Genomic DNA, 24,398 nt, shown 5'->3' with positions numbered 1-24,398 from the left:
CGGCCTAACTGGGAATATCGCCCTTCTTGAGCTTCGTGAATCGGGTGACTTTATACTAATTTATTGTGCAGGGTCCGCTATAAAAGGGAACAAACCGTAACGGCCATGATGCGGGTTCTTACCAAACATAAGAGACTGCTCACGCTTCATGATTGCATCAGGCGGATCGGTGTTCTCAACAACGATGACTTGGGTGTCCCTAGGCAGCGCTTCAAGGTACGCGTAGAACTGATCTTTAAGGTCAGTACCGGTCAAATCATATTCTGTTCCATCTGGCTCTCTGTATGCCAGCAATGGAGAATCGAGTACAACGAATCCCGTGTGTGGTGTGTGGCGCTCACGGCAGAAAGCAAGCAGCCCGAGGGTGAAAGCTGCATGCGTAATGGCGCGAAGGCCCTTACCAAAAGCACTACGCGACTTTCCAGCAATGACAAGGTCTCGAGACTTGGAATCGAAGTACACATCCCCAGCCTCTGGGAAGTGCCAATCAGTCAGTATGCCTTCAACAGTCTTAGCAAAACTATTGGCCACAGTGCTTGAGAGATCTGCGTTAGCAACCACCCCAGCCTTCTCGTCTTCATTGCCCTTTTCAAGATCAGCCCGACGGCGCTCCATGTCTTGAATAGTGGCATAGAGTGCCAGCGCTTCGCGTACCTCGGCCCGCTTGTCGGCAAAGTCTGAATAGGACTTGCGAAGGGTCGAGAGCTTGGGTGCGAGCAATTCTTCAACTGACTCCGAAATCGACTCCAGTTCTCGAACAACAGTAGGCATTCTGCGATCAAAGCTGGCACCTTCGCGCTCAAGGCTTTGGACGGTAGCTACAAGTTCCGCGCGCAAAACTTCGATCTTGGCAATCTCCACTCGTGCAGCCTGAACGACGGCATCAGTATCTCCATTACACCCCATATCGGCGGGATGATGATTGGGGTCCGCTCCACAAAGAGGGCAATGCCCGGCACTCAGTACGCTAAAGAGCGTCCCACCTTCTTCAATGGCACGTAGCCTTTCAATATCGGACAAGTAGTGTCTATCGAGCAGCCTGAATCGCTCAAGCATCGCACTTATCTCTGCACGTCGCTCTCGGCTTTCTTCCAGTTTTTTGCGCAATTCTCGCCGCTTCCCAGCAGCCTCCTGAAACTCATCTTCTGTGGTGTTTACCTGGGCCGCCTGTTGACGAAGTGAGGTGTCGATCTTCTCTAGCTGCTCCTCCAATTCCTTCGGACTCTTTGTCAACTCCTTGAGCCGGTCACGATAGTCGTCAAGAAGCTGATCGAGAAGACGCAATTGTGCCTCGCGCGATAACTCTTCCGGCTCACTCTTATTACTGCTGGCGACCAATGCGGAGTCGTCTGCTCCGGTTAGAAGTAACTTGAATGTTGCCAAGTTCGGTGTATTGGCGGTGGGATTGCCATCAATAAGCGGAGAGCTTTGTTGTGTGATCTCCGTTTCATCGACGAGCATCAATCGCGCAATGTTGCGAAAGCTCAAGCTGATGGTTTCGTTCCGGGAGTTTTTGCGGACACGCTTGCCACCAAGGCCACATAGATCTAGCAAAAATGATGAAAGGTTCGTGTTGTTCTTATCGCTGTGTTTTTCGTCAAGCTGCGCATACGGAATTTCGGTCGTTGGTGGCGTCTGGTGCAAGTCGTCATATAGCCGAAAACCACCGCCATCTATGCTGCGCCAGAGTGTAAATGACTTCCCATCAAGGGTTTCAAACCCCAATAGAACAAGGTCGTAGCCAACGCGCTCAGGGATATCGCGCAGGGGGGGCTTTCCACCGAGCATGAAGTCGATGGCTTCGACAATGAAAGATTTTCCAGTGTTCGATGCGCCATAAATGACATTGAGGCCAGCACCGAAGGTCACTTTTGCAGGTGGCTTTTGTGGCCCAAAAAAACCGAGAAAGCGTAAGCGTAAGCCGGGAGTTACTGCCGTCATGCCTCACCCCCCAAGCTTTGTTCAATGCTCTGAAACTGTTCGACCCATTTATCGAAGAAACGGCGCATCATGCCTTTGAACTGTTCATCAGTCAGATCACCAATGGTTTCGACAAGCCATACAGCGCGAACCTTCAGGGACAGCAGATAGTTGGAAGATACTGATGACAGGAACGGTGCAGCATTTTCGCCCGCGCTGTACTTGATCCCCTCGGATGTGACTTCGCGCTCAACGAGGTCACGGGTCATCATCAGAAGCAGTGATTGCTCAACCAACTTGCGGCGCACGAGCAATTCAGCAGAGCGCATTGGCGTCGGTGGGTGCAAATTGTCTGGTCCGCCAATATCGCCTGTATGAACAAGAAGGTAGTCAAGGGCCACAAGCCGCTGGAGGTCGTAGGTTTGCGGATAGGCAGCACCCAGAATCGAGACCGCACGGATACCAGCTTCAAGTGGGCTATTGAAGGTAATTGGCTTATGTTCTTGGCTCATGATCTTGTCCACCGAAGGCGCTCCTCATTCACAAGTTGGTGGCAGATTCCATCTCTATCCTTGGGGTTCGTACAAATGATGAGGGCGTTTGCCGTAATCTGCATGTCGCGGGCAGCCTTGGTGACAGCGCAGACTTTTTCGTAGCCGTCAGCATGGTTCCCGTCATGTGTATCAATAACGCCATCATGAATGTCATCCAGCAAAGCTTCGAACGTGCCAGGCGGGACACTATCACGTGCGAAGACGCGCAGTGACTCAGCCTCGTAGAACGCCTCGCGCTGGCGGCGGAAATGATCCTTGAGTTTGGTCACGGACAAGGCCGAAGGGTCAGTCACTATTGTTCCTGTGTGCTCGCTGTATGCGCCGAACAACTGCGTCACATAGCGACTCTCGGTGGCTGCAACTTCTTGGGGCGGCTTTTCAGATGCAGGCCGCGTTGGTAGTCCACCACCAAAGCGCGCTGTGTGAACCGGCGTGGCTCTGTGATCGTCAACAAGCTGAAGCGCAGTCTTGGCGTCGAAGATGGTAAAATCGAATGAGTCTACATAGGCACGGAGCTTCGCGTCGAGCAACACTTCCTGTGTGCTAGTGATTGCATCTTTCACATGCTTATCCCAGTTAGCTAACAATTCCTCACGCAACTTCGTGCCATTAGACAATAGGCGGCTAAGCGACGTACCAGCACCTCGTGGCGAAACAAAGTAGTAGCGACGAGGGACCGTGTATTCACCTTTGTACGAGTACCAGATGATCTTGCCGAACTCAACCCAAACATCACTAGGCCTGATGGCATTACCGTAGTGCTTGCATTGGAAGTTGTCCCACACACCCTGAAGGCGTTCATTGCCAACGAACCCGGCGACATCAATACCCATATCGCCAGCACCAGAGAAACGCAGGACGTGTTCATACTTCGTCGTGAGGCAGTAATAAGCCCATTCCTCGACGAATCCCTCCCACTCGTCTGGTGAGTAGGTCAGCAGCCTTTGCTGCGGCGGCATGATGGGGCCGTTCGCCACTTGAGCTGCCGTAACAGCGGTTGCTGGGCTCGGCGGCTTATTGATGTCCATCCAACTCGCCGTCATAACGCACCTTGTCCTTGGTTATCAAGTGGGCAGAAGTACGGGTTTTTGTGTATCTGAGCAGCCTGGACTTTCTTTGCGAAGAACTCCGAGAGGTCGCCTTGTTGCTCAAGCAGACGGACGATCTCATGAAGCGTCGAGAGAACTAAAACTTTGTGTTGCAGAAATTCACGTACCGTATGAATGGCTGGTTCTGTGTAGTCACTGGCAGAAATGAAGATCCCTCGGACCTCGGCACGCGACATGAGGCGAACAAGATGCTCTGAAATCTCAGGCTTACCCACTGGATTGCGATACCACTTCATTTCAACGAAATACAGAACACCACCGAGTTCAATGATCCCATCAATTTGCTCGACGATGCCTTCGCCAGCATCACCAACCAAATGAAAGGATTTATGAATGAGAACACCGTAGGCTTGAAAAAGATTATTGAGAGCCGTTTCCAGCAATTTTCCGCGTTCCTGTGCAGTCGTAGTAGTGCCAAACAATGTATATAAACCCTGCTTGGCATTCTCGATTCTGTCGATACGATCACGTTTTTCTGCTGCGATCCGCTGTGACTCAGCGAGGCGGATTTTCCGTTCCTCTTCGCGGGCATTGTTCATACGCGTGAAAGCGTCTTTTTGGTTGACGACTTCGCGGATACTGGCGACAAGACCCTTAGCCTTAAGTTGGTCAGCGGGCCAGCACGAATCAAAGTTCGCAAAGTCCACCACGCGCCGCAGCACCTCGCGCCGCTCACGGAGAGTGTGTTCCCCCTTCGCGTTGAGGCGTTCAAGCACCGTGCGGACCATCTGGTACTTGTTAACATCCTTTGGTGCTGCCCTCAAGTGAACTGCAATGTCAGAAGTTATGTTGTCAGGAACTCCAGCGCCCCGGAAGAAAACCAGCACATCCTGCTTAGAGCGATTGAGCAACGGCACAACATCCACTAGGAGGTTGAACAGCTCCGGTGGGTAGTGGAATATGATGTCTGAGGGTGCATCAGTCATGCGCTACTTCCCCTCCAAATACACTCATCAATGTAAGCAAAGGATTTATTCCCTTCTGTCATCAAGCTTCCCTATCAAGGCTTCATATACTGGTTAATCTTACAACATTAAACAATTGGGCCAGTAGGGAGCGATCTGATAGCCATTCCTGATTCAGCTTCGACAAGCTCCAAATCGTACAGTGCCTACCAAGTGCATCCAGAACCGCGAGTAATCGCTGAACCAATGAGCAAGCCGTAGTGCTGAGTCGCTGGTAATACTGCGTTTGCCGTTGATGATCTGGGTGATCCATTGGCTGGGGAGCCAAGTTGGGGCGCTAGCTCAGTCGTTAACACACCACCAGCCTCATGCCATTGTGTGATAGCTTCACCTAGGGGATGGGCTGTTGCGGTCATATTACGCCACAAAATAGACAGGCTATTACCCAACGGTAAGGGTTTTGAGGATGTACGTCAATCGTACATAAAATGAGTATAATCATAAACAATAAAAGTGAGCAGCGCATACAGTCGTTATTACAAAAAGTAAGGAACATGCTGCCACGGAGAGTTTAACATAGATCACAGCAAAAAGGGGGCCGAAGCTCTCTTCGATCAAAACAACCCCCATTCGGCAAAGGACACCGTGGGCTCACCGCCGAAGTAAAGTGAGCCAATGTACGCATGTCAACCATTGCCAATCCTTTTTTAATCCGCACCCTCATCACCTTGTCAACATCATTGGGCTCAGGGATACCACTCGGATGGTTATTTGCAAGTATCACCGCTGTAGTGTAAACCCCAAACCATTTCACCGCTGCGAACCAAGGGGCGCTACGCCCGACTATGCAGAGGCAGTTTTTTCTCCCGCGTGATTCTTCTTCCTGTATCAGCTTCCGGTTAATCGTTTCCCAACATAACCCGTCCCGCAAGGGTAAATGGCACGCATTCTGCGCCCTTGCTGGCCAGAACGATGCCGGGAAAGCGAACCGTCAGGCGATACGAAGACGAAAATCACACCACAGACGGAGAAAAACCATGATGATTTCCCTGCATACCCAGACTAGCACCCCTAACACCGCAGCGGCGACCAGCGTATCCCCGCTGGAGCAGTCTGGCTCCTCAAAAACGAAATTTTCTAAATCCAAAACCGATATTAATCAGATCGTAACGGATAGCATCATTTCTGCACTTGAAGCAGGCATTAAGCCTTGGTCCTGTCCGTGGCAGAGAGTCCCGGGCATGTCAGGATTACCTTCAAACTATGCGACTGGCGCTACTTACAGCGGGATGAATATTATGCTGCTATGGAGCAGTGCGTCAGAACAGGGATTCTGCGATTCACGCTGGATGACTTACAAACAGGCGCAAGCGGAAGGCGGGCAGGTGCGCAAGGGGGAGCATGGCACAACCGCTATTTTCTATTCCACTCTGGAGAAGGAAAACGATGCTGGGGAAATCGACTATATTCCGATGCTGAAAACATTCGTCGTTTTTAACGTTGAGCAGATCGACGGTCTGCCACTGGTTGCTGAGACAGTTAGTCATGCTGAGAAGTTTGAGCCGTTGCCGCAGGTTGAAAATCTTTTCCAGAGTAGTGGCGCAAAGATCATTGAGAAAGGACAAAACGCCTTCTTCCGACCATCAACTGATGAAGTCTGGCTGCCAGAGCGTTACCTTTTCTCTGATGCTGCCAATTTCTACGCCACCGGGCTGCATGAACTGATGCATTGGAGTGGTGGTAAAGGCCGCCTGAATCGTGAGATGAAAGGGAAATTTGGCAGTGAGGATTATGCTTTTGAGGAGCTGATCGCCGAACTGGGAAGCGCGTTCATGATGGCGGATCTGGGGGTTGTCGGAGAGGTCCATCACGAAAGCTATATTGCTTCCTGGCTGAAAGCACTGAAGAATGACAAACGATATATTTTCAAAGCCGCTAGTGCGGCGTCAAAAGCGCATCGTTATTTGATGGGTAAAGCTTGAGGGCAGGGTAATAAGCCGCAAAGGAATGCGGCTTTGACTATATATTTCTGTGGGCAGGGTCGCGATGGCGTTAAAGGTATAACCTCCCTGCGAATTTTTCGTGGCACAGTGTGTCAGGAGAAATTCGCAGGCTGCGGGGGCGGGCGGCAAAGAGCCCGAGATGTGTTGGCTCAGACTTAATCTGACCACACGATTCAGCATGACAGCCGGCAACGAGCGAGCAGTTGACGTTAAAACTTAAATTTATCACGCCACGAAGCGGCGTCGACTTGAACGAATTTCTAGACTGCTCCTGCAATCTGGTGAAAATTTTATTGTGCAAGACACCACTGCTATACATTCATTTGAACTTGCAATGATCTATCAAAAATGAATATACCGGCATAACCATCTGATAGTTAGATTTTCTATTGTCATATCCATTATTTATTCTGTGTTCTCTATGTTTAGCTGTCGTGACTAATATTTTCTCCTTCGCTCTGGATAACGCGACATAGAAAACGCAGTCATTTTCAAATTTTTCTTTATTATAGTTCCAGAAGGCCTGATCCTCTAAACCAAGAAAAATAACCACCTTATATTCTAACCCCTTGCATTTATGCACATTCATAACTTGTACGGAATTTTCTGCCTGAAACATCAGTGCAGCTTCGTTAAGAGAGTGCGTTGCGCCTATTGTGTTGCGCAAGTGTCGTTCAAGACTGAGCCAGACCTGACTCCAATAATGAGTGGACTTGTATTGATTCCATCGCCCCATCATTTTTTTTAACCCAAAAAAACTTATAATATCTTTAATATAGGATATTAATAAATCAGGGTTGGGCGAGTCACCCAACATTTCTCTATTTGCCGCTATTTTATCCGACAGCCCTTTAATCAACGAGTCTTCTTTTTCATCGCCACGGGTAACTCTATGTAAATTAAGGTATAAATCGCAGAGCTCTGTATAGCTTGATGATGATCGTGATGTATAAACCTTGAACAGAGCGGCAAATATTCGCCCTAATGGCTCTTTTAAGAAGTCTTGCAGTTCTGACATATCAAGATTTCTAATCCCTTTCGTCGTTAACTTATCTCGGAGTTTTTCCGTATATTGTTCTGACTGCTGTTTAGCTAGCACACATATCTCTTTTTCTTTAATGCCGGAAGCTATAAAATTTTCTATTTTATCAGCAATGCCATCAGCCTCAGAAATCTCATCATCATAACAATGGATAGTGCAATTATCGACATTCTTTGTTATTGGAGAAAAATTGGCATCATTTTGCACAAAGTGAATAAAACATCTCAATACTTCCTGAATTTCATCACTGGCTCTAAAATTTTGCACCAGTAGTTTCCTGGTAGTGTTAAATTCTCTTTCATAGTCTTCAAACACTGTTTTTCTGGCGCCAGCCCATAACATGATGCTCTGGTTGATATCGCCCACAGCTAGCAATTGTGTTCCTCTATCTTTAAAAAGAATTTTAATCAACTCATACTGATCAGAACGTGTATCTTGAAACTCGTCAATAAAAACATGTGGATAGGTAAAAGAAAAAAGATCAACAATATCTGCTCTATTTTTTAAAATCTCTACAGCCAGATTTCTGATTAAATCAAAAGATAACTTATCCTTACCATTACTGGCCTTGGCGTTGAACACTAGGTCATAACTATTTAAAGGCCTTTTATGCTCAGGTAAAATATCCTTAAAACGGTCAACAATGCTCTTACAAAAAGCATCGAAAGTATACGAATCAAAACGCTCGCCTTTTTGTCCGCATCTTTTATTTACTCGCTCTTTAATATTTTCCTGCGCCTCTTTTTTATAAGAAAGGCATAATATGCGTTTAGGCCACATGCACTTTCCTGTCTGCAACAAGTAATTCGATTTTTGAGCTATAAGTTCTGTTTTACCCGCTCCTGCACCGGCAAGTACAGAAATGGATTGATCACACAGAATAATATCCATTAACTCCAGTGTTGGTGTAATTCCTTCTGAAGGTTGCCATTGTATGGTCATTCAATGACCCCCGCCAATAATGTCACTGTCTTTTCAGCAACTCTAATTAGCTCTGAGGGCAATTTTGCTCTCATTTCTTCTGACGTATACTTTTCTTCAATTTTAGAAAACATTCTGATATGTGATGCAGGTTTACTTTTATTGGATAAAAAGCGATAGCGATACCACAGAAAATATTTTAGATAATCAGCTGAAAATCCGTAACGAATACCGGAGTTTCCTTTTTTCAATACTGCTTTTATTAGCTCATCTTGTTCTTCTTTACCTTCTTGTTTCTTGGTATTTTGGGGGCCTCTTTCACCATAAACTTCATCTTTCTCACAAAAAATGTCAGGGAAAGCTTCAATCATGGCATAGTCAATATCTATCGGAGAAGAAAAATAAATATTACACTTTTCTAATTCATTAACAATATTTATTGTCGCTCCGTCGTTATATTTAATGGTGAAATCTATTGGGTTCCGTGCGTCATCCCATGACGGTATAAGCCCAGCAATATCTTTATGGATATAGGTGCTTCCACTTTCACTAAACATAGCTAATTGTTCAATGGCATATTTAAGTCGTCCAAACCCACCGCCATTTCTATCAATATCAAAATCCAGCAAAGTAATAAAGGGGACCTGCAACGACTTCAACAGACGCCAAAAGTGATTCACATGACGTCCGCCAAGAGGAACAACAGAGATGGAGTGACTATCAATTTCCGTTGAGTGTAGCTCAAGTACCTTAGGTATTATGATTTCCTCGCTATCTCCCTCACCAAATATCACTAGTTTAGAAAAATAGATCTCTGGATACGCTTTTACAGCTTCTTTAATGAATTTAGAAAGCTCATCTTCTTTTTCCGGCAACGTTAACGCATTCACCACCGTGCTTTTTGAATCCTTATCCAGTCTGAAATGACGTATTTGCTCAGGCTCTATTCGGCTTAAAATGGAAGAAGAATGGGAAGAAATAATAACCTGACACAATTCATTACGACTATAATCTTTCACCAACTTAATTATTCTGCCTAAGTAATGAGGCGAAAGGTGGTTTTCGGGTTCTTCCAAGGATATCATACTAAAAATCGGCAATCTCATTTTTTCAGGGTTAAAATTAGAAGCTTCTCCAGAGGAAATCAACTCCCTGGTCTTCTTATCAATATCAAACATCGCCTTTATAAGAGAAAAATAGACCAATGATTTTTGTCCATCGCTTAATCGATCTACATTTACCGTGTTGCCAGTTTCATCAGGATTAAACTGAAGTTGAATCAGTTTCAGTATTTCATCGATATTAGCGAGTGGAAAGTTAAGTGATGCTTGGGACAAATAACGCCCCTTGTAGATATTACCCCAACTGGCGTTAATCGCCACCGCAATCTCATTCATTGCAGGATTGCTCTTCGTTAATGCGTTTAGTTGTGCCGCTTGCTCCTCTATGACTTCCTGACTACCTCCAACCCACTCAATCGCCTTTAGCAAACGACCAAGCACCGCCTTTGATGAATACTTCAATTGCAATAAGGGATCTCTATTGGCTGGAACATAACTTACCTGGATGGAGTTTCTTACTGCAGCGGAAAGCTTCTGTTTACTGCTCTCCTCAACCACGTCGTCACTGGTGTTAACCACCCAGACGTCTTCGTCAATATCCCCCATCGGGTTTGCTTCAAAGGAAAGTTTACTCTCTAATCGCACCCTAAAAAGAATGACCCCATCAGATTTATCAATGGTGAGGTGTTCAATTAAAGGAGGGATCGAAATTTTTCCTTCATTTGGTTTAGGGAAGCTAAACCAGGCTTCTATTATTAAACTTTTGCTCTTTTCATCGTTCCCACCATCCGCATTATGGAAGTCATTTATTGATATACCACGTAGTGAATGATCCACCGAGAAGAGCTTATTTAGCGCTTCCATAGCCGTACTTTTTCCAGTTCCGTTATGGCCGATAAATGTAGTTAATTCATGGTCAAGGTTAATGATTTGAGGATTTTCATTCGAAATGCTTTTAAAACCGGAGATGAAAATTTTCTTAAGCTGCATATATCACATCCTGATTATACAAACACGTAAACCTGAAAAAGATCAATTCATCATAATAATCTTGTTATTAAAAGCAATAATTTACCATGCTTACTGTCAACAAAATGAGCATAACTACACGCTCATCACATAAATTTTTGAACAACCAATTGCTTACTGTTACCCTGCGCCGCATCTCTCCCTTCTGCGATCTTCCAATCACGGACTTGATCAACAACACAAGCTGATTTGTACAGTGCAGGAAAAATGGAGGATTAACCAGAATGAACGTCCGCTTCACTAATTTGTCCTCGAGATAGCTTCTTGCCAGCTACGAGCGAAATGCGGACATTAACGTTCGCTACAGAGGCAGTCCAACGCCATAGGCGCGATGTAGTGGCGCTTGTCAGGCTGCGCGCTCACTCAATAAGTCCTGTTTGATTGATTATGGGAAATCTAGTATTCCCATCAGGTATGCCATCAATAGTCAACTTCCTGTCAGGATATTTATTTCGAAACCAGTTTCGTAATTCATCAGAGGTTAGGACGTACCTTGTTGCATACCTGAATTCTTGGCTCTTCTGGTTCCATAGTGGCGAATTCAATTGGAGAGTAGGATCCCAATAGAAAGTGGTCTTATTATCTTTCGTACAAATTAGCCACGCATGAGGGACTGTGTCGTTACCTGGAGGGCTTAAAAAGCCAAGTGCATATTGAATCAAGAGCTGATGGCTTTTTATTATTTTAGAATATTCATAGTCACCCAAATTGCAAATTGTGGCCACGCCACTATTTGAAAAGCATTCCCCCTTATTTATTGGAAATAAAACATTCAGCGACCACAAAATATCCTCCGGGATTCTTGCTATAAGCATTTTAACTCCTTGAATTTCAACCAGCCTAAAACTTGAATGTTGTGCAGTGAATTTGCAACGAGTAGTAAGTCGCGCTTGCACATCGATGGTGTTTTCAGTGCAATTAGCACATTGTTCTAGATTTTTTTTTGCGTCAGACGAATAACCTGCCTAAAATACAACGCATGTTCAAGCCCATGTCGGGTAATGTCTTTTGTTTGTGGATCAAAATATGTTTGAACAACCCCTTTTTTATCAAACACTTCATACGGCAATCGATTTAAAGCATAAGGGTTATGATAAACCTGTAAACCATCAACCACTGTTTCTGAGTGCTCTTGACTTAATAAGACTCTTTTTGAGGGAACACCATCTTTTGAGCTCGACCAAACAGAACGAACTTCTACATTTGAGCCGAAATCCAGACTCATTGCGCTGAGCTTTCCCCATGACGCTGTACAAGAAAAAATAACAGCACTTATATGTTCAAATTCATTCGTAGAGAAAAAGCCTAGCGGCACTTCAGAACCATTATCTTTTTCAATAAAATCAAGCTCTACAGTTGGCGGGCCTATTGGGTATTTTTGAGGGTTGTCTAAATATGCATCCTCATCAACATACTGGTTATACAATACTGCATTAATTGGTCGATTATATTGTAGGTTAAAATGTGGTTGTTCAAACGGAGCAATAGCAAGTACAAAGGGCTTTCTCTTCACATGCTCTAAATTTGAGTATGATTTTATGTACTTTTTTGATTTGCTCAAGAATGAATTTGCCAACCGTATCATCGCTTCCTTGTTGATTTCAGTGAAGCGCTTGAGTTTCTTCAGCTCTTCTTGGGAAAATGTTTTGTCCCATTCATTTGTTTTACCATTTGCCGCATTAGCCGTTGTTGCTTCTAAAGTAAAATTAGAGAATGGAGATGCAATATCAAAGTCGGGAGCTGAATTAGTCCAGTCTACCGAATATCCAAAGTCTTTGATTACCTTAAATAAGTAAATTTCCCAAAAACTAGAGTTAAAGGTGGTTTGAAATTCATTCACAAACTTTTTATCTCGATCAAAAAATCCATCAGCCCATGATTGAAATAACCTACGCTCTATCTCTCTTTCTGGTACTAAAATATTTCTAAAATTTTGATGTAAATTTCCTTCTGATACTTTTAGTTCGAATAGATCCATTTCAATCCCCATAACAATCCATTTTCAAAGGTAGCCTGCCCGCAAGTCGAACATTTTAATACCTTCTTTTCGGAATTTAACTCATCCCAAAATAACGCTAATGTACCTCTATTTCAACAAGCTTTTGGCTTTGTTGAATAAATCGAACTTTTGCTGATTTGAAGGATTAGATCACTCATCATCTTCAACACAGGTCGTCCCTTGGCAAAGCAGAAGTTCAGAACCACCAATTGGAAAACTTATAACTAGGCGCTCCGGCAACGGGGTTCGTTGACGGTCCGGCTCAGCGATGACGCCACCGCTGCATGGTACGACGCTGCTGAACCAGAACGGCGTGGCAGACCCGGTGCTACACCGATACGGCAATCATCACTGCATTGATGCTAAAAGCGTTTTCAGCCTTACGCTGCGGGCGTTGCAAAGGTTTATCGACTCAGTTTTTCGGATGATGTTGGTGTCATTAAGTTGCCCGGATTACACCAACATCAGCAAGCGGGCTCAGAACGTTAACGTCAATATTAAGACGTCGACGCGCGGCGAGATAGCGCATCTGGTCATCGATTCCACAGGGCTGAAGATGTTCGGGGAGGGGGAATGAAAGGTCAAAAAGCACGGAGCGGAGAAACGCCGGGTGTGGCCGCAAGTTGCATCTGGCAGTGGACGCGGCGACGCATGAAATAGTGTGCGCCGACCTGTCATTGAGCAACACTAAGGACGCGCAGGCGTTGCTGGGGCTGATGAGTAAGACGCTCCGGCGAATAATGAAAGCGCTGGCAGACGGCGTGCTACTGCCACGACAGCCTGAAGAGGAAGAAAATCAAGCCCGTAATCCCGCCGCGCAATGGGGCGGTCTACTGGCCGTTGGCCATGTACCCGGACCGGATCAGGCGGTGGCGCATCAGCGACAGACGGGCAGCAACAAGTCACGGAAAGAAAAAATGGTTATCACCTGCGTTCAGTGGCGGAAACAGCGATGTCGCGAGTAAAGAAAGTGTGTGGGGGACGGATGAAGCTGCGGAACTACGATGGGCAGGTGGGTGAATCGATGGCGTTAGTGAAAGCGTTCAAAATTATGACGTTACTGGATATGCCGCACAGCGTGCGCATTGCTTAAAAGGTATGGGAGCGGCTTTACTGTACCACGAAATTTACTTATTCAACAAAGCCCAAGCTTTTCTGAAATCAGTAAATTTGTGTCCGGCAAAATTTATACAGACAGTATGCTAGTTGTTCTTGAATTTACTCAAGCTGGAGACTTGGGAATTTATACAGCGGTTTGTGCAAGGGTGATGAATTTTGCAGCTATTTGTCTAGTATTTATGCAAGGAAAAGCCTGTGTAGTTATTCTACATAAACTGGTATACGCCGTAGAAATACCAGACAAATGCTGCCCTGCGGGTTCTTTTGAAAGCGTTTTAGGCTTTGTTTGCTCGTCAGTCACTTAGAATAACTAAGCTACATTCCTCGCGTCGTGCATAAAACACTTTCAAACGGAACAAAAAACCATCAACAAACATAAACTGCTCCTAGTAAAAGAATTAATGATCAGGCATTTACCACAACGCCGAATGTCAACTTTTGGCACAGGCTGTTTGAAAACTGTTTTGGTCGCTTAAATTGCCAAAAAGAAGGCTGAAAACAGCGCTCATACGTAAAATTTTTCTCAGCTAATCAGTCGAGCATTCCCAGATTTTGCGTAGATGCGCGCACTTCAGTTTTAGGTCAGGGTTTTCACACAGCTTGGGCACAAAGCTGACTGTCAGATTAGGTTATGCCCTGAGCCATAAAAATGTTAGCTCAAATCTTAGCCAACTACTCTTGGAGGCATTTAACCCGGCTTCATTTATCAATGTGTCTTCCTACGTCACCAGAACGAACAGTGGTACTACGTGCTGTCGCAATACGCCTGCGAGCAATATTCACATAACCCTCTTCTCGCTCAATACCGATGAAATTGAATCCTTCCATCGCCGCAGCTTTGCCGGTGCTTCCACTCCCCATAAAGGGGTCAAGTACAGTGCCGCTTGAGGGGGTAATCAGACGGCAGAGGTATCGCATCAGTTCTGTAGGCTTTACACACATATGATTGTTCCCCTCACCGCGGTCCTTTTTGCTGGCTTTCGCACAATAAAAGAAACGACTGGTACTACTAATTTCTGCCTGCTGAAGGGGATCCGGGAACATACCAAGTACTTCGTCACTGCCATCATGGATAAGATTGGCAGGCCAGCGACCATCTGGGCTTCCTTGCCTGGCGATACCGCCATCACCTTTATTTCTGCCTCGCCACATGTGGTTGGGATCGGAACCTCCCGGTCCATTTGGATAATCATAGGGTGATTCTCCTTCTGCCAGAGGGATCCTGCATTCGCTGATGTTAAGAACTCCGGTACCATACACACCTACGTTGGATGCTATGGATCCCTTGTATGGCTTGCGGGCAAGGGTAATCGGCTCCAGAGCAGGTTTTAACGCGTGGTGAGATTTAGGAAAGCCCGAACCGTATACCCAGCACAGCATTCCATCACGCCCAAATGCCGCGTCCAGCAATTTGAGCTGGTCCGGAGACAAACTTTCAATGAGGACCTGCGCAATATTGCTGGTCTCGTAGAGAAATACGATCATGTCACGTATTTCAAACCCCGCATCCTCAATACGCGCTGCCATCCGGTGTTGAGTACGGGAGCCCGCGAACGACAGCAAATGACCACCGGGTTTGAGTACTCGCAGACATTCTTCCCAGATCGCCAGTGAAGGGACATCATAGTCCCACGCTTTCCCCATGAATTTAATACCATATGGCGGATCGGTCACAATGCTGTCCACAGAGTTGCCCGGCATATCACCGAGTACGTCAAGGCAGTCGCCATGAGTCAAAATGTCATACATGGCTTTCCCTCCCGTCATCACCATCAGCTGATGAAGAGGGGGACACCTGCTTATCACTGACACTATTTTCCAGTTCATCAAGGGTACGGAAGAGAAACATCTCCCGGTTCTTTGCATCAAACGGGACGGGAACGTTGTTCCTCATCACCGTCCTGATGCTGTCAAACAGCCTGACCAGCGATTCTTTGGTTTTATCATCCGGCATAACATACATCGCATAGTGCCAGCGTCCAGAGTCGCTGGCGGTAAGATGACTGTTAATTATGCTGATGTAACGGGCACGGGTTTTCATCGTTCGCTCTGTTTCCACCGCAACGATGGCACCGCTGCTTAAGGTAATAATGCCGTCCGGTCGGTGTCGGACTCCCGTATACCGCGCGATGAACTCTCCCCGATCGCCGTTAAGCCAGCCCGTACCGCCTTTTTCCTCAAGTGCGATTCTAACTCGCTGGTTTAACAGGCGATGCTCTAGTGTCCAATGTCTGAGTTTTCCCGGCTCAAAATAGGTGGGGAAAACCTTGTCATTAGCGCTAACCACCATTGCCAGTCCCTGCATGTTGATCCCCCACAATGATTTTTTCCCGGTCAATACCGGGTATTCATGTTTATTCAGGAGGCCCATTGCAACTGCTTTATTAAGCAGGTTATACATCGCATGATTATGTTTTCCTTTGTAGCCGACAACTTTTTTTAAGGTCCGAAAATCAGAGAACGTTTCTTCCTTGAGAAAATACAGCAATGCGCGCATTCTCCGTTTTGCGGCTTCATTTCTTTCAGCAACGTTATGAATAAGCATTGATAGTCTCACAGGTTAATGGAGGGTTTGTGGATCTGGCTTTCTTTTTCGGTGTGCGAAGGGTTTTTATTCTCAAATGAAAGAATGTCGATATATTGCTTTTTTGCCGGTATGTGAAATAGTTTGGTTGCCTTCGCCAGATCATTCTGGGTAAAAACAAAACCAACAAATTGGGGGAGGTTAAGCAACATGTTACTGTCTATATAATATCGTTCAGCCTGGCGGATCATCCTGTCCGTTTCCATTTTCTCTGTCAGGGATATATCCGTTTTAACTTTCCTCATTTCATCGTCTACCAGAATAGAGCCGGTCATCCTTGCCACCCAGTCGGCGGTGTCCGGATCACGAAGGCGATAAACCAGCATAAACTTGCAGTTCTCAATCACCGAACCGGCAACGGCATCACCCTCCAGATCTGCCGGACAGTCATATAAATCTTTTACCGACTGATGAGCCATGATGATATGCACTCCTTTATCCCGCGCTGCGCCAAGTCCTTCAAGCGCAGGGCGGGACAGGTGATACTTGAGTTCATCAAGAAAAATAGCGACCGGGCGAGGTTTGCCTTTTATCCGGTCACGGGTTTCAGCTATCTGAATCAGGCGGGTTAAAATCATTCGCTGAGCCGATATGATTTTCTGATTACGCATCGAGCCGATGATGTAGCAACATCCGCCTTCATCAAAAATGGTCTTTAAGGAAAATCCGTTGCGGGCATTAATGGAATTCACTAAAGCGATTTCCTCAAGCTCGCCATAAAAAGCAGGCACATCTTCACTGATGGATTTCACAAAGTCAGTGTTAAATAAATCACGTAATGTCATACCATTTTCATAAATAGCTGCCGTATTTCTGGCTGCGCGGCGATCGGCTATACGGTAAAAGTCAGCCCCTTCGCCTTTTTTACCCAGGCTGAAACCGGCATTAAACAATTCCTCCAGTTGTTCATGAGAAATATCAGCCAGTAAATCAAGCTGAAAATTAAGGTCATTCAGGTTAATAATGACGAATTGTTTTCCGGCTTTCTGACAAGCCTCCCGCAGTACATGCGGTGCCCACTCATCATTTTTAGGATCTTCGACAAATACGCCTTCATCTGCAAGTATTGCCTGATAAAGCAGCACACAGGCACTGACGCCTTTACCAGAGCCTGTGGTGCCGATAAGATCTGCGTGTTGAGCTTGAAATTCTTCGGCGGTAATATATTGCGGCTGGTCATCTTTATCCAGCCCGATAAAAATACCGTTATTCAGGGCAATATAATCCAACGGATTATACGCAGTGCTGTCAGGTAACATGTCTCTGACTTCACGAACATCTGTTCTGACATTTCTTTCCAGTTTACTTTTTTTAATCATCCGATGTTTTAAACTGTCGATTTCACCCGCCAGCAGCCTTCGGCCTGCAATATGAAAAGCCAGACCGGCAAGGGTAAATCCGACCGTCAGTATCCAGAGTGATAATCTGGGCAGAATGTTATTGTCGAGTACTTTGAAGACAAAACTCAGCCCCTGAATGGTCAGCGGTGACAGGGTGCCAAATATGAGAAAGAAGGTGGATACACCCGCCACCAGTTTTAACCAGAAGGGGGCATTTTTTCTTTCTTCACGTGGCAGATGAAAAATAAATGGCAGTGTCAGCCCGGCAAATATGGACAGTATTACCGGGTTATGTTGCAGCCACAGCAGAAAAACAGAAAAGGCATCCGAAAAGGCATTCAGCTTTTGCATCAGATGAGTTCCCATCGCAGTGATCTCCGGTCTGATTTCGGTGTGACGGGCGCATCACATGAGCGTCACCGATGGACGTTAAACCCCACGCCCACGCGCGACGCCTATTGATGACGCCCATAAACAGATGAAAAGCACTGAACGTCTCCGACGCTCATGACCGTTATCTGCGCTTTCAGAAAACAGCCGACGCATGGTCGTCAGTCTCCTGAAACGCCCGAATGACGGGCAACGGCGTGTGACATTACGCTCGGGCTGGACGCTCTCCCTGCATGTCACATGGGGGTAATGTCGTGGCTGGACGCCACCCCAAAACCCCAGGGTCAACGGCGGCACACCGTCGTCCGCTACGCGCGACCACCCCCTTTAAGACGGTCGCTTTCGCCCTTTTATTCCCTTTGCTCGTTCCTCGCAGCGTGAATAAAAGGGAAGCTGACCTTTAAAGGGGGTGGTCGCGCCACGCTACCGGCTTTTGGCCGGAGACTTAGCGGCGACGGTGTGCGGGGCAAGCCCCCCAAATAAACCGCTATCGTGGGCGATAGCTTTTCGCTCGCTGGGGCGGCGAAATTTATTCGGCTCCCCCCGGCCTGCAAAATCCGCGTGGGCGCGGCTGTTTGCAGATGGGTTCGGCGACGCAAATTAGCTATTTCTGCGAAATAGAATTTACTCACCTTACGCCACTTTTAAATTTCTGCTATTCGCATAAATTTAAAAGCCTAAAACCGTCACGACCGGTGCCGAGTTCGCCATCTCGATTTGACAGGGGGGCTAATCATCCAGATATTGTTATTACCGTTTTTCATTGATTTCAATTACGCACGCGGCCAAATTTATTAATTATCTGGTCGATAATTTTCGGGTCGGCTGATTTGCATTCGAGCAATAAGTCTCTTCGGGCATCGGCGGTACGGTTGGGGTGAAATCCGTGTCTGTTCTTTTTTACAACATTAAAGAAAGAGCTTTCAGCAGACTGACATCCATTTCCTCCGCCGTTATCGGTTGTTTTACCGTACAGACATAAAACAATCTTACAGGCATCAGCGGCCATTACGGAAGAGGGCAGTAAAAAATTCATGCAGAAAATGCAGGCGGTGAATATGATTGTTCTCATATCAAATACCTTTATTGAGAATGAGCGGGCTTTAACTGTTCGTCTATCTGAATACTTTCTTCATTTGATGAAGGTGTATCGGTTTGAAATAAATATCCCCCATCCGGCGAATATCGCCGTGAATATCTACGCTGACGATGATATCCACGCATTTAAGCACTTTGCGTAACAGCACACCGAACGGGATATTTTTGCAATCAGGGTTCTCATAGCAGCGGTCAATCATCCCTTCAATACACTCTTCCGGGCTGCCTGCGTGCAGGGAGGTGATAAGGCCTTCATGGCCGGAGCCGATAATTTTCAGCGCATCCCACGCTTCCCGCCCACGAATTTCCGCCAGCAGAATCCGATCTGGATTCATTCGATAATTCGCTCTGATAAGTCTGCCGGGTGTGATAATCGCCTCGTCTCCGGCATCTGCCGGGTAAAACAGATGGACATAATTAGCGTGGTGATAAAACCGGATTTCAGGATTGTCTTCAATCGTGGTTAGCCTGAGATGTGGCGGAATATAGTGCAGCAACGTCTTCATATAGGTGGTTTTACCGGAGCCGGTTTCACCAACAATAAAGATCGTTTTGCCGTACTCAACGGCCTTTTCGATAAAGTGGGGAATATCGCCATTGTTATAGCAGCGAGTCAGTTCATCGTCTTTACCTTCGTTTCTCTCCTTACTCGCTATCCGATTATAAAAACCGGCATCAATCCAGGACTGATGTGTTTTCTGCTCAAATGACGGATTTCGCAGCGTAATCGATACGGTATTCCGCTCGCAGGCTGGGGGGATAATGGTCTGGACACGTTCACCTGATCCTAATGTAGCGGAAAGGATGGGGGAGGTATCATCGATATTGTCCTCATTCCATGAGGCCAGTGCTTTGGCAAACGCATGGCACTGACGCAACGTAACCGGAGAATCATGCTTCCCCCATCGACCGTTTATTTTGGTGTGGATCTCTCCGGGGCGGTTGATGGCGATTTCCGTCAGGCCTGCCAGTGGCAGAAATTCACCAAATAACTGGTTTTTCATAAAATCCAGCGACAGGTTTTCAGCGTTCATACCACCTCTTTTTTAAACGCAGTTGATAAACGGAAGAGAAATCGATATCCGTACCGGTCATGATGCCGATCACATCGCCCTGATTGAGGTACATCGTGGGCGGGATAGTGATACTGTTTTCTAACGCCGTTTTCGCCATTTCTGACGCGGCAGCGCGGGTGTTTTCGGTGTAATCGGTATTGCGGTCTTTCCCCGGTGCTGAATCTGATGCGGCGGCGGCTACATCTTGTACAGTGCTCAACATCAACGCATTGCCGAACCGTTCCCAGAAGTGGGTATCAATCCAGCCGCTAATCCCGGCTTCACCCAATGGACCAGTGGCTTCGGTATCAATCAGCGGGATTTGCAGGCTACCGGGTTCTGGTGTGCGTAATTCCGTCCAGATGACAAACATCCGGCTCCGGCCATGTTGCAGCGCCCCGGTGCGGTAGAACCCTCTGGCGACGGTTCCGGCAGGGAGCAACTTCACGTAATGGTTGGCGCTGTAGATATCTTCACCGATGAGGCGCGAAATACGACCACCTACGTCAGAGACAAAACGTCGCATCATTGAGCACGGAATATAAAGATCAACCGGAAGATAGAGATTGGGATCGAGACCCAGTCGCCTGACGCTGGTCACTTTTGCAATACCGGGATTGGCGTCGTTAGCCTCTGTGCCAGATGTGGTTGCAGGCGTGTCTTTGCTCTGATTGCGTTGTGTGCCGGAAGGTGCTGTTTGTGAAGCCAGAGCATGACCGCTCTGTGCGGAATCAACGGCACTATTTGACCCATCGGTCAGTGCTGCTGCCTTATTTAAAACGGTAGGCTCTGACGGTGGTGCCGTCTGTATTGGATGATTATCTGTTGCGGTTTCCTGTTTGTCCTGACCGAACAGGCCGAACGGATTGTTGTCCATACCGAGGTTTTTACGCTCATGTTGCCCCGTACTGGCTGATGGCGGGATTGTGGTTTCAGCCGCCTTATCATCGCTTTGCTTTAATGCTGCAAGGAAGCGATCTCCACCCAATGCCAGCGCAATCAGGGCGCCTAGACTTAGCAGGCTGACCAGCAGTGTCCGGCGGCTGGAGGCTTTTTTGAAGCGGGTCACTTCAGGTTGGCCGGGAGGCGTGTTTTGCTCGTGTGCCTGGCTCGCCATCGCTGAACGGGCGCGTTCACGGGCTTCAGCCTCCAGCTCCGCCACGGTTTTTTCCGTTGTGTCTGGGATGGATTTATCAGTCATTTAGCCTCCAGCGTAACGACAGATGAAACGGTGTCATCGCTGCCAACGGTAGCGTTGCCAAATGACGTATTCTCAATCCCGACCACTGCGCTGCCGTAGCGCAACACTAGATGTGGTGACATTGCCCGCACGACGACGACTGTGTAGTTTCCTTGTTTGGCTATGCGAGGCGTTACGGTCTGTTCCTGTCCGTTAACGACCCGGAAGATCGACGGAAGGATTTTGGCGGGAGAAAAACCCAGATAGATAAAGCGGCCATCATCGTAAGTAAAATCTGGTGCTATGGAGGCTGAACTCGTCGCGACCCGCTTGGTGTAAAGCCAGTTACGCGGCGTGGTTACCTGCTCGAAGGCTGTCGTTATCTGCTGCTTTTCCTGTGTTTCACGCATGAGTTTCAGACGCGCTGCGCTGGCTGCCTCGGATTGCCTGCGCTCGTCATCCGGATAGCGAAAACGGATAATAAAGGCCTGGGAAGACGAGTCATTCTCCAGTACGTTCAGTTCCAGACTGTAATCGCGCTTTGATGTTACGACAAAGAGATTGGTTCTCCACTCGCTCGCCGTTGGCAGAAACACCTTATTGATGTTGTTGCCATTATCATCGGTTACCGGTTGGGTGATAGGGTTTGGGCTGATACCGACCCGGTTATCGCTTTTTGTGACTTTCCAGCCCTTTGGAAAACCCGCTTGCGCGTCGATGACTTCTTCATCGTCATCAAACAGGAGTGTGGTGAGGTAGCCGGGGCGGGTGTTGACGATGGTCGCATTTTGGCTGTTATAGGTGACATTTTGCATTCGGCTGTCATACGTGCTGCTGCGCGGTATCGCCGCGCTCCAGGCTGTGGATGAACCCAAAAGAAGCCACAAGATCACTGTTGTTTTCAGCATCATTCACCCCTCAGTTCTTTATCGCGTTGGTAGCTGGTTACGATGAACCCCAGCGGATTGATTTCTCGCTGGCTGTCTGTCAGTTGTTTGCGGGGGAGATAGCGATAAGTTAAGCGAATGTTCCAGACATCTGTTTTAACCGAATTATCGACAATCCGGCGGATAGTCCGTTTAATGCGTAAGGTCGCCAGATGGTCAGGTGCTGTAGCAGTCGCGTGAACATTGGAAATAATGTCGATAGACACGACATATTCCGCTTTATTGAAAGTGACATCGGGTGCCTGATCGCTGTTAAACCCGTCGAGATAATCCCGGTTCACACTGTCGCTATTGAATAACTGCACATCGTCATAATCGCGCTGGAGAGCAAAATAGTTATAGCCCTCGCGGAGCCTGACATAATGTGCCGCTAACGCCTGAGCTAGTGCTTTCTCTGTGGAAATGCTCTGCTCTTTAATCCGGGTCATATATTCATAACGTCCGGTCTGTTTATCCACCGACCATAATTCGATTTCGGTGTTTTTCAGCGGCAGCAGAATAATCAGTGCGGTGATCGCCATTGCGGCCAAAGTAAACCCTATGGCCGCTATTCGCCACGCCAGCTTTTTTTCCCGTTCATCCTTTTCCAGCAGGACAGATTCAAAGGTTCGGGATGACGCAATGATGTTTTCTGTTTCAGACATGTTTTGTCAGCTCCTGAATAATCGCGTGGGAATTAACCGGTTGAGGATCGCCAGAGACTGGCGTCAAATCGTGCTGACGCTGTGCGCAACCCATGAGGACGCACAGCATCAGAAAGATGAGGCTGGATTTCATATTGATTCCTGTGTTTGTCGAAGACAGAAATGCCATACCGATGGCGGTTGCCACGGCGCGGGGTGGAGAGACTGCGTTAGAAGGGGATTAGCGGTTACGCTGTTGGTTGAAACGCTTCATGCTATCGATAGACGCCGCACGTTTTTGCCATGCGGAGAGGGCTTTGCTGGTGCCTGTGGCGATAAGTGTACCTGCGGCATTAGCGGCGCTGGTGCTGCCTTTTGCCGCTAACCGGGCACCCGCCGCACAGGCCTTCATGGCGGGTTTCGCTGCGTCAGAAGACGGTTTCGCCAGCCCACGTAGACCGCCCATAGCGGCACCCTGTAGTGCGGCCTGAACGGCGACGCCTCCTAATGCGTTCGCAATTTTTGCTGAAAACCAGATAATGATGCCTGAAATAACACCCGCAACGCAGCACTGAACACCCAGTGTGATGATATTGGCGCTATCTGCAAAATTAACCGCTTTATCTAATAGCCCATTAAGATAGTTGATGACAATCCTGATAGATAACGCGGAAAACATAATCGTCAGGATCACCGTGAAGATAATTTTCAGCCAGTTGTTAAACATCGGAATAAGGAATCCATACAGAAGGCAGAAAATAAATAGCGGTGCGGTGGTAGTCATTAATACAATGATAATTCCGGCTAACAGGTTAACCGCCGAACCAAATAGCAGGGTGACGATTGCGCCTCCCCAGACCAGAAGTTGGGCAATACCGCCGTTGAGCTTTACATAGGTGGAGTCATCCTGCTGATAAAGCTTTTGTCCTATCGTTTGCGCTTTCGCCCAGACGGTATCCAGTAACACCCAGACATTGTCATCCCCGCTGACGCCGTCAGTTAATCCGTTAATGGCCGAAATGGCTAAATCCAGCCAGCCATCGAGATTTAAAACGAATGTCATGATTAATAGCATTCGCCCGACATCCCATATGACATCTTCTACTGGTGTTTGGAGTTTTCCAGCCAGGGTTTGATAACCCCGATACGTGACAAATAACGTGAAGGAGCTGACGGCGATAACACTTACCATATCGCCGTACACGGAGGTTTGCCCCCGCAGTACGGCATGCAAACCGTCAGTGATTGTATTGTTCATTCCAACAAACATACCACCTGACATAGATGACCCCTTTAATTCAAATCGGGAACCTTGGCATTTTCCTGACGGAATTCAAATCGCGCCTCTCGTGCATTTTTGCAATCCTGGGAGTCATCGCCGTATAATTCACACGCTTTATATCGTTGACTCAGTTCATCCGGATGTTCTTTGTACCACTGCGTTGATTTCGGGTTGTCACACCCCGCCAGAAATAATGAGCCTAAAATAATCGGGAAAATGCAAAATAACATTTTCATT

General features: G+C 47.1%; 20 protein-coding genes and 1 pseudogene. 2 read left to right on the top strand and 19 right to left on the bottom strand.

All coding sequences use genetic code 11. The annotated features are described in order from the left end of the window. Window positions 1–60 precede the first annotated feature (60 nt). The 5 genes from F384_RS10255 to F384_RS28740 all read right to left on the bottom strand — a co-directional run bounded on the left by F384_RS10255 (window position 61) and on the right by F384_RS28740 (window position 5,272). The gene (locus tag F384_RS10255) at window positions 61–1,941 is read right to left on the bottom strand and encodes an AAA family ATPase (protein WP_046481376.1); all 1,881 of its coding nucleotides are present in this window, start codon (window positions 1,939–1,941) and stop codon (window positions 61–63) included. After that, window positions 1,938–2,444 carry an ABC-three component system middle component 2 gene (locus F384_RS10250; RefSeq protein ID WP_226991641.1) on the bottom strand — a complete coding sequence of 169 codons (507 nt, stop codon included), beginning with the start codon at window positions 2,442–2,444 and terminating at the stop codon, window positions 1,938–1,940. The genes F384_RS10255 and F384_RS10250 overlap by 4 nt, the downstream gene beginning before the upstream one ends. Next, the gene (locus tag F384_RS10245; protein ID WP_046481374.1) at window positions 2,429–3,517 is read right to left on the bottom strand and encodes an ABC-three component system protein; all 1,089 of its coding nucleotides are present in this window, start codon (window positions 3,515–3,517) and stop codon (window positions 2,429–2,431) included. The genes F384_RS10250 and F384_RS10245 overlap by 16 nt, the downstream gene beginning before the upstream one ends. Continuing rightward, entirely contained in the window at window positions 3,514–4,509 is a 996-nt protein-coding gene (locus F384_RS10240; protein WP_046481373.1) for a restriction endonuclease, read from the bottom strand. Before F384_RS10240 ends, F384_RS10245 begins: the two co-directional genes overlap by 4 nt. A gap of 550 nt (window positions 4,510–5,059) precedes the next feature. Next, on the bottom strand, window positions 5,060–5,272 hold the full coding sequence (locus tag F384_RS28740; protein WP_226991662.1) for a JAB domain-containing protein: 213 nt from the start codon (window positions 5,270–5,272) through the stop codon (window positions 5,060–5,062). A 253-nt stretch (window positions 5,273–5,525) separates the two neighbouring features. On the opposite strand from F384_RS28740, the gene F384_RS10235 reads away from it, so the two are divergent. Next, on the top strand, window positions 5,526–6,470 hold the full coding sequence (locus F384_RS10235) for an ArdC family protein (protein ID WP_046481372.1): 945 nt from the start codon (window positions 5,526–5,528) through the stop codon (window positions 6,468–6,470). Between the two features lie 340 nt (window positions 6,471–6,810). Here F384_RS10235 and F384_RS10230 read toward each other — a convergent pair whose 3' ends face one another. The 3 genes from F384_RS10230 to F384_RS10215 all read right to left on the bottom strand — a co-directional run bounded on the left by F384_RS10230 (window position 6,811) and on the right by F384_RS10215 (window position 12,522). Next, window positions 6,811–8,475, bottom strand: a complete 1,665-nt coding sequence (locus F384_RS10230; RefSeq protein WP_046481371.1) for a UvrD-helicase domain-containing protein — start codon at window positions 8,473–8,475, stop codon at window positions 6,811–6,813. Further along, window positions 8,472–10,505, bottom strand: a complete 2,034-nt coding sequence (locus F384_RS10225; protein WP_046481370.1) for an ATP-dependent nuclease — start codon at window positions 10,503–10,505, stop codon at window positions 8,472–8,474. Before F384_RS10225 ends, F384_RS10230 begins: the two co-directional genes overlap by 4 nt. Before the next feature lie 970 nt (window positions 10,506–11,475). Then, window positions 11,476–12,522 (bottom strand): hypothetical protein, encoded by a 1,047-nt coding sequence (locus F384_RS10215; RefSeq protein ID WP_046498041.1) that lies wholly within the window; start codon window positions 12,520–12,522, stop codon window positions 11,476–11,478. Between the two features lie 201 nt (window positions 12,523–12,723). Here F384_RS10215 and F384_RS28735 point away from each other — a divergent pair. Further along, window positions 12,724–13,636: pseudogene (locus F384_RS28735) on the top strand (IS5 family transposase). A gap of 725 nt (window positions 13,637–14,361) precedes the next feature. Here F384_RS28735 and F384_RS10195 read toward each other — a convergent pair. From F384_RS10195 to F384_RS10140, 11 genes are all read right to left on the bottom strand, one after another. Further along, window positions 14,362–15,411, bottom strand: coding sequence for a DNA-methyltransferase (locus F384_RS10195; RefSeq protein ID WP_046481366.1), 1,050 nt, complete (start codon window positions 15,409–15,411; stop codon window positions 14,362–14,364). Then, complete coding sequence (mobC, locus tag F384_RS10190; protein WP_046481365.1) at window positions 15,404–16,207, bottom strand: MobC family replication-relaxation protein; 804 nt, start codon at window positions 16,205–16,207, stop codon at window positions 15,404–15,406. The genes F384_RS10195 and mobC overlap by 8 nt, the downstream gene beginning before the upstream one ends. 8 nt (window positions 16,208–16,215) lie before the next feature. Continuing rightward, window positions 16,216–17,952: a type IV secretory system conjugative DNA transfer family protein gene (locus F384_RS10185; RefSeq protein ID WP_046481364.1), complete on the bottom strand. Its 1,737-nt coding sequence runs from the start codon at window positions 17,950–17,952 to the stop codon at window positions 16,216–16,218. Between the two features lie 793 nt (window positions 17,953–18,745). Further along, entirely contained in the window at window positions 18,746–19,048 is a 303-nt protein-coding gene (locus tag F384_RS10175; RefSeq protein ID WP_046481362.1) for a hypothetical protein, read from the bottom strand. Window positions 19,049–19,091: 43 nt separating this feature from the next. Beyond that, window positions 19,092–20,108, bottom strand: a complete 1,017-nt coding sequence (virB11, locus tag F384_RS10170) for a P-type DNA transfer ATPase VirB11 (RefSeq protein WP_046481361.1) — start codon at window positions 20,106–20,108, stop codon at window positions 19,092–19,094. Then, on the bottom strand, window positions 20,098–21,330 hold the full coding sequence (gene virB10, locus F384_RS10165) for a VirB10/TraB/TrbI family type IV secretion system protein (RefSeq protein WP_046481360.1): 1,233 nt from the start codon (window positions 21,328–21,330) through the stop codon (window positions 20,098–20,100). The genes virB11 and virB10 overlap by 11 nt, the downstream gene beginning before the upstream one ends. Beyond that, on the bottom strand, window positions 21,327–22,220 hold the full coding sequence (gene virB9, locus F384_RS10160) for a P-type conjugative transfer protein VirB9 (protein ID WP_413541465.1): 894 nt from the start codon (window positions 22,218–22,220) through the stop codon (window positions 21,327–21,329). Before virB9 ends, virB10 begins: the two co-directional genes overlap by 4 nt. Then, window positions 22,217–22,900: a virB8 family protein gene (locus F384_RS10155; RefSeq protein WP_046481358.1), complete on the bottom strand. Its 684-nt coding sequence runs from the start codon at window positions 22,898–22,900 to the stop codon at window positions 22,217–22,219. Before F384_RS10155 ends, virB9 begins: the two co-directional genes overlap by 4 nt. After that, window positions 22,893–23,033: a hypothetical protein gene (locus F384_RS30165; protein ID WP_046481357.1), complete on the bottom strand. Its 141-nt coding sequence runs from the start codon at window positions 23,031–23,033 to the stop codon at window positions 22,893–22,895. Before F384_RS30165 ends, F384_RS10155 begins: the two co-directional genes overlap by 8 nt. Window positions 23,034–23,120: 87 nt before the next feature. Next, window positions 23,121–24,161: a type IV secretion system protein gene (locus tag F384_RS10145; RefSeq protein ID WP_046481356.1), complete on the bottom strand. Its 1,041-nt coding sequence runs from the start codon at window positions 24,159–24,161 to the stop codon at window positions 23,121–23,123. Window positions 24,162–24,172: 11 nt separating this feature from the next. Then, window positions 24,173–24,397 (bottom strand): EexN family lipoprotein, encoded by a 225-nt coding sequence (locus F384_RS10140; RefSeq protein WP_046481355.1) that lies wholly within the window; start codon window positions 24,395–24,397, stop codon window positions 24,173–24,175. Window position 24,398: the final 1 nt, after the last annotated feature.

Origin of the sequence: Citrobacter amalonaticus Y19, from assembly GCF_000981805.1 — a bacterium.
Lineage (GTDB): Bacteria > Pseudomonadota > Gammaproteobacteria > Enterobacterales > Enterobacteriaceae > Citrobacter_A > Citrobacter_A amalonaticus_C.
This window is presented reverse-complemented; position numbering and strand designations above follow the sequence as displayed.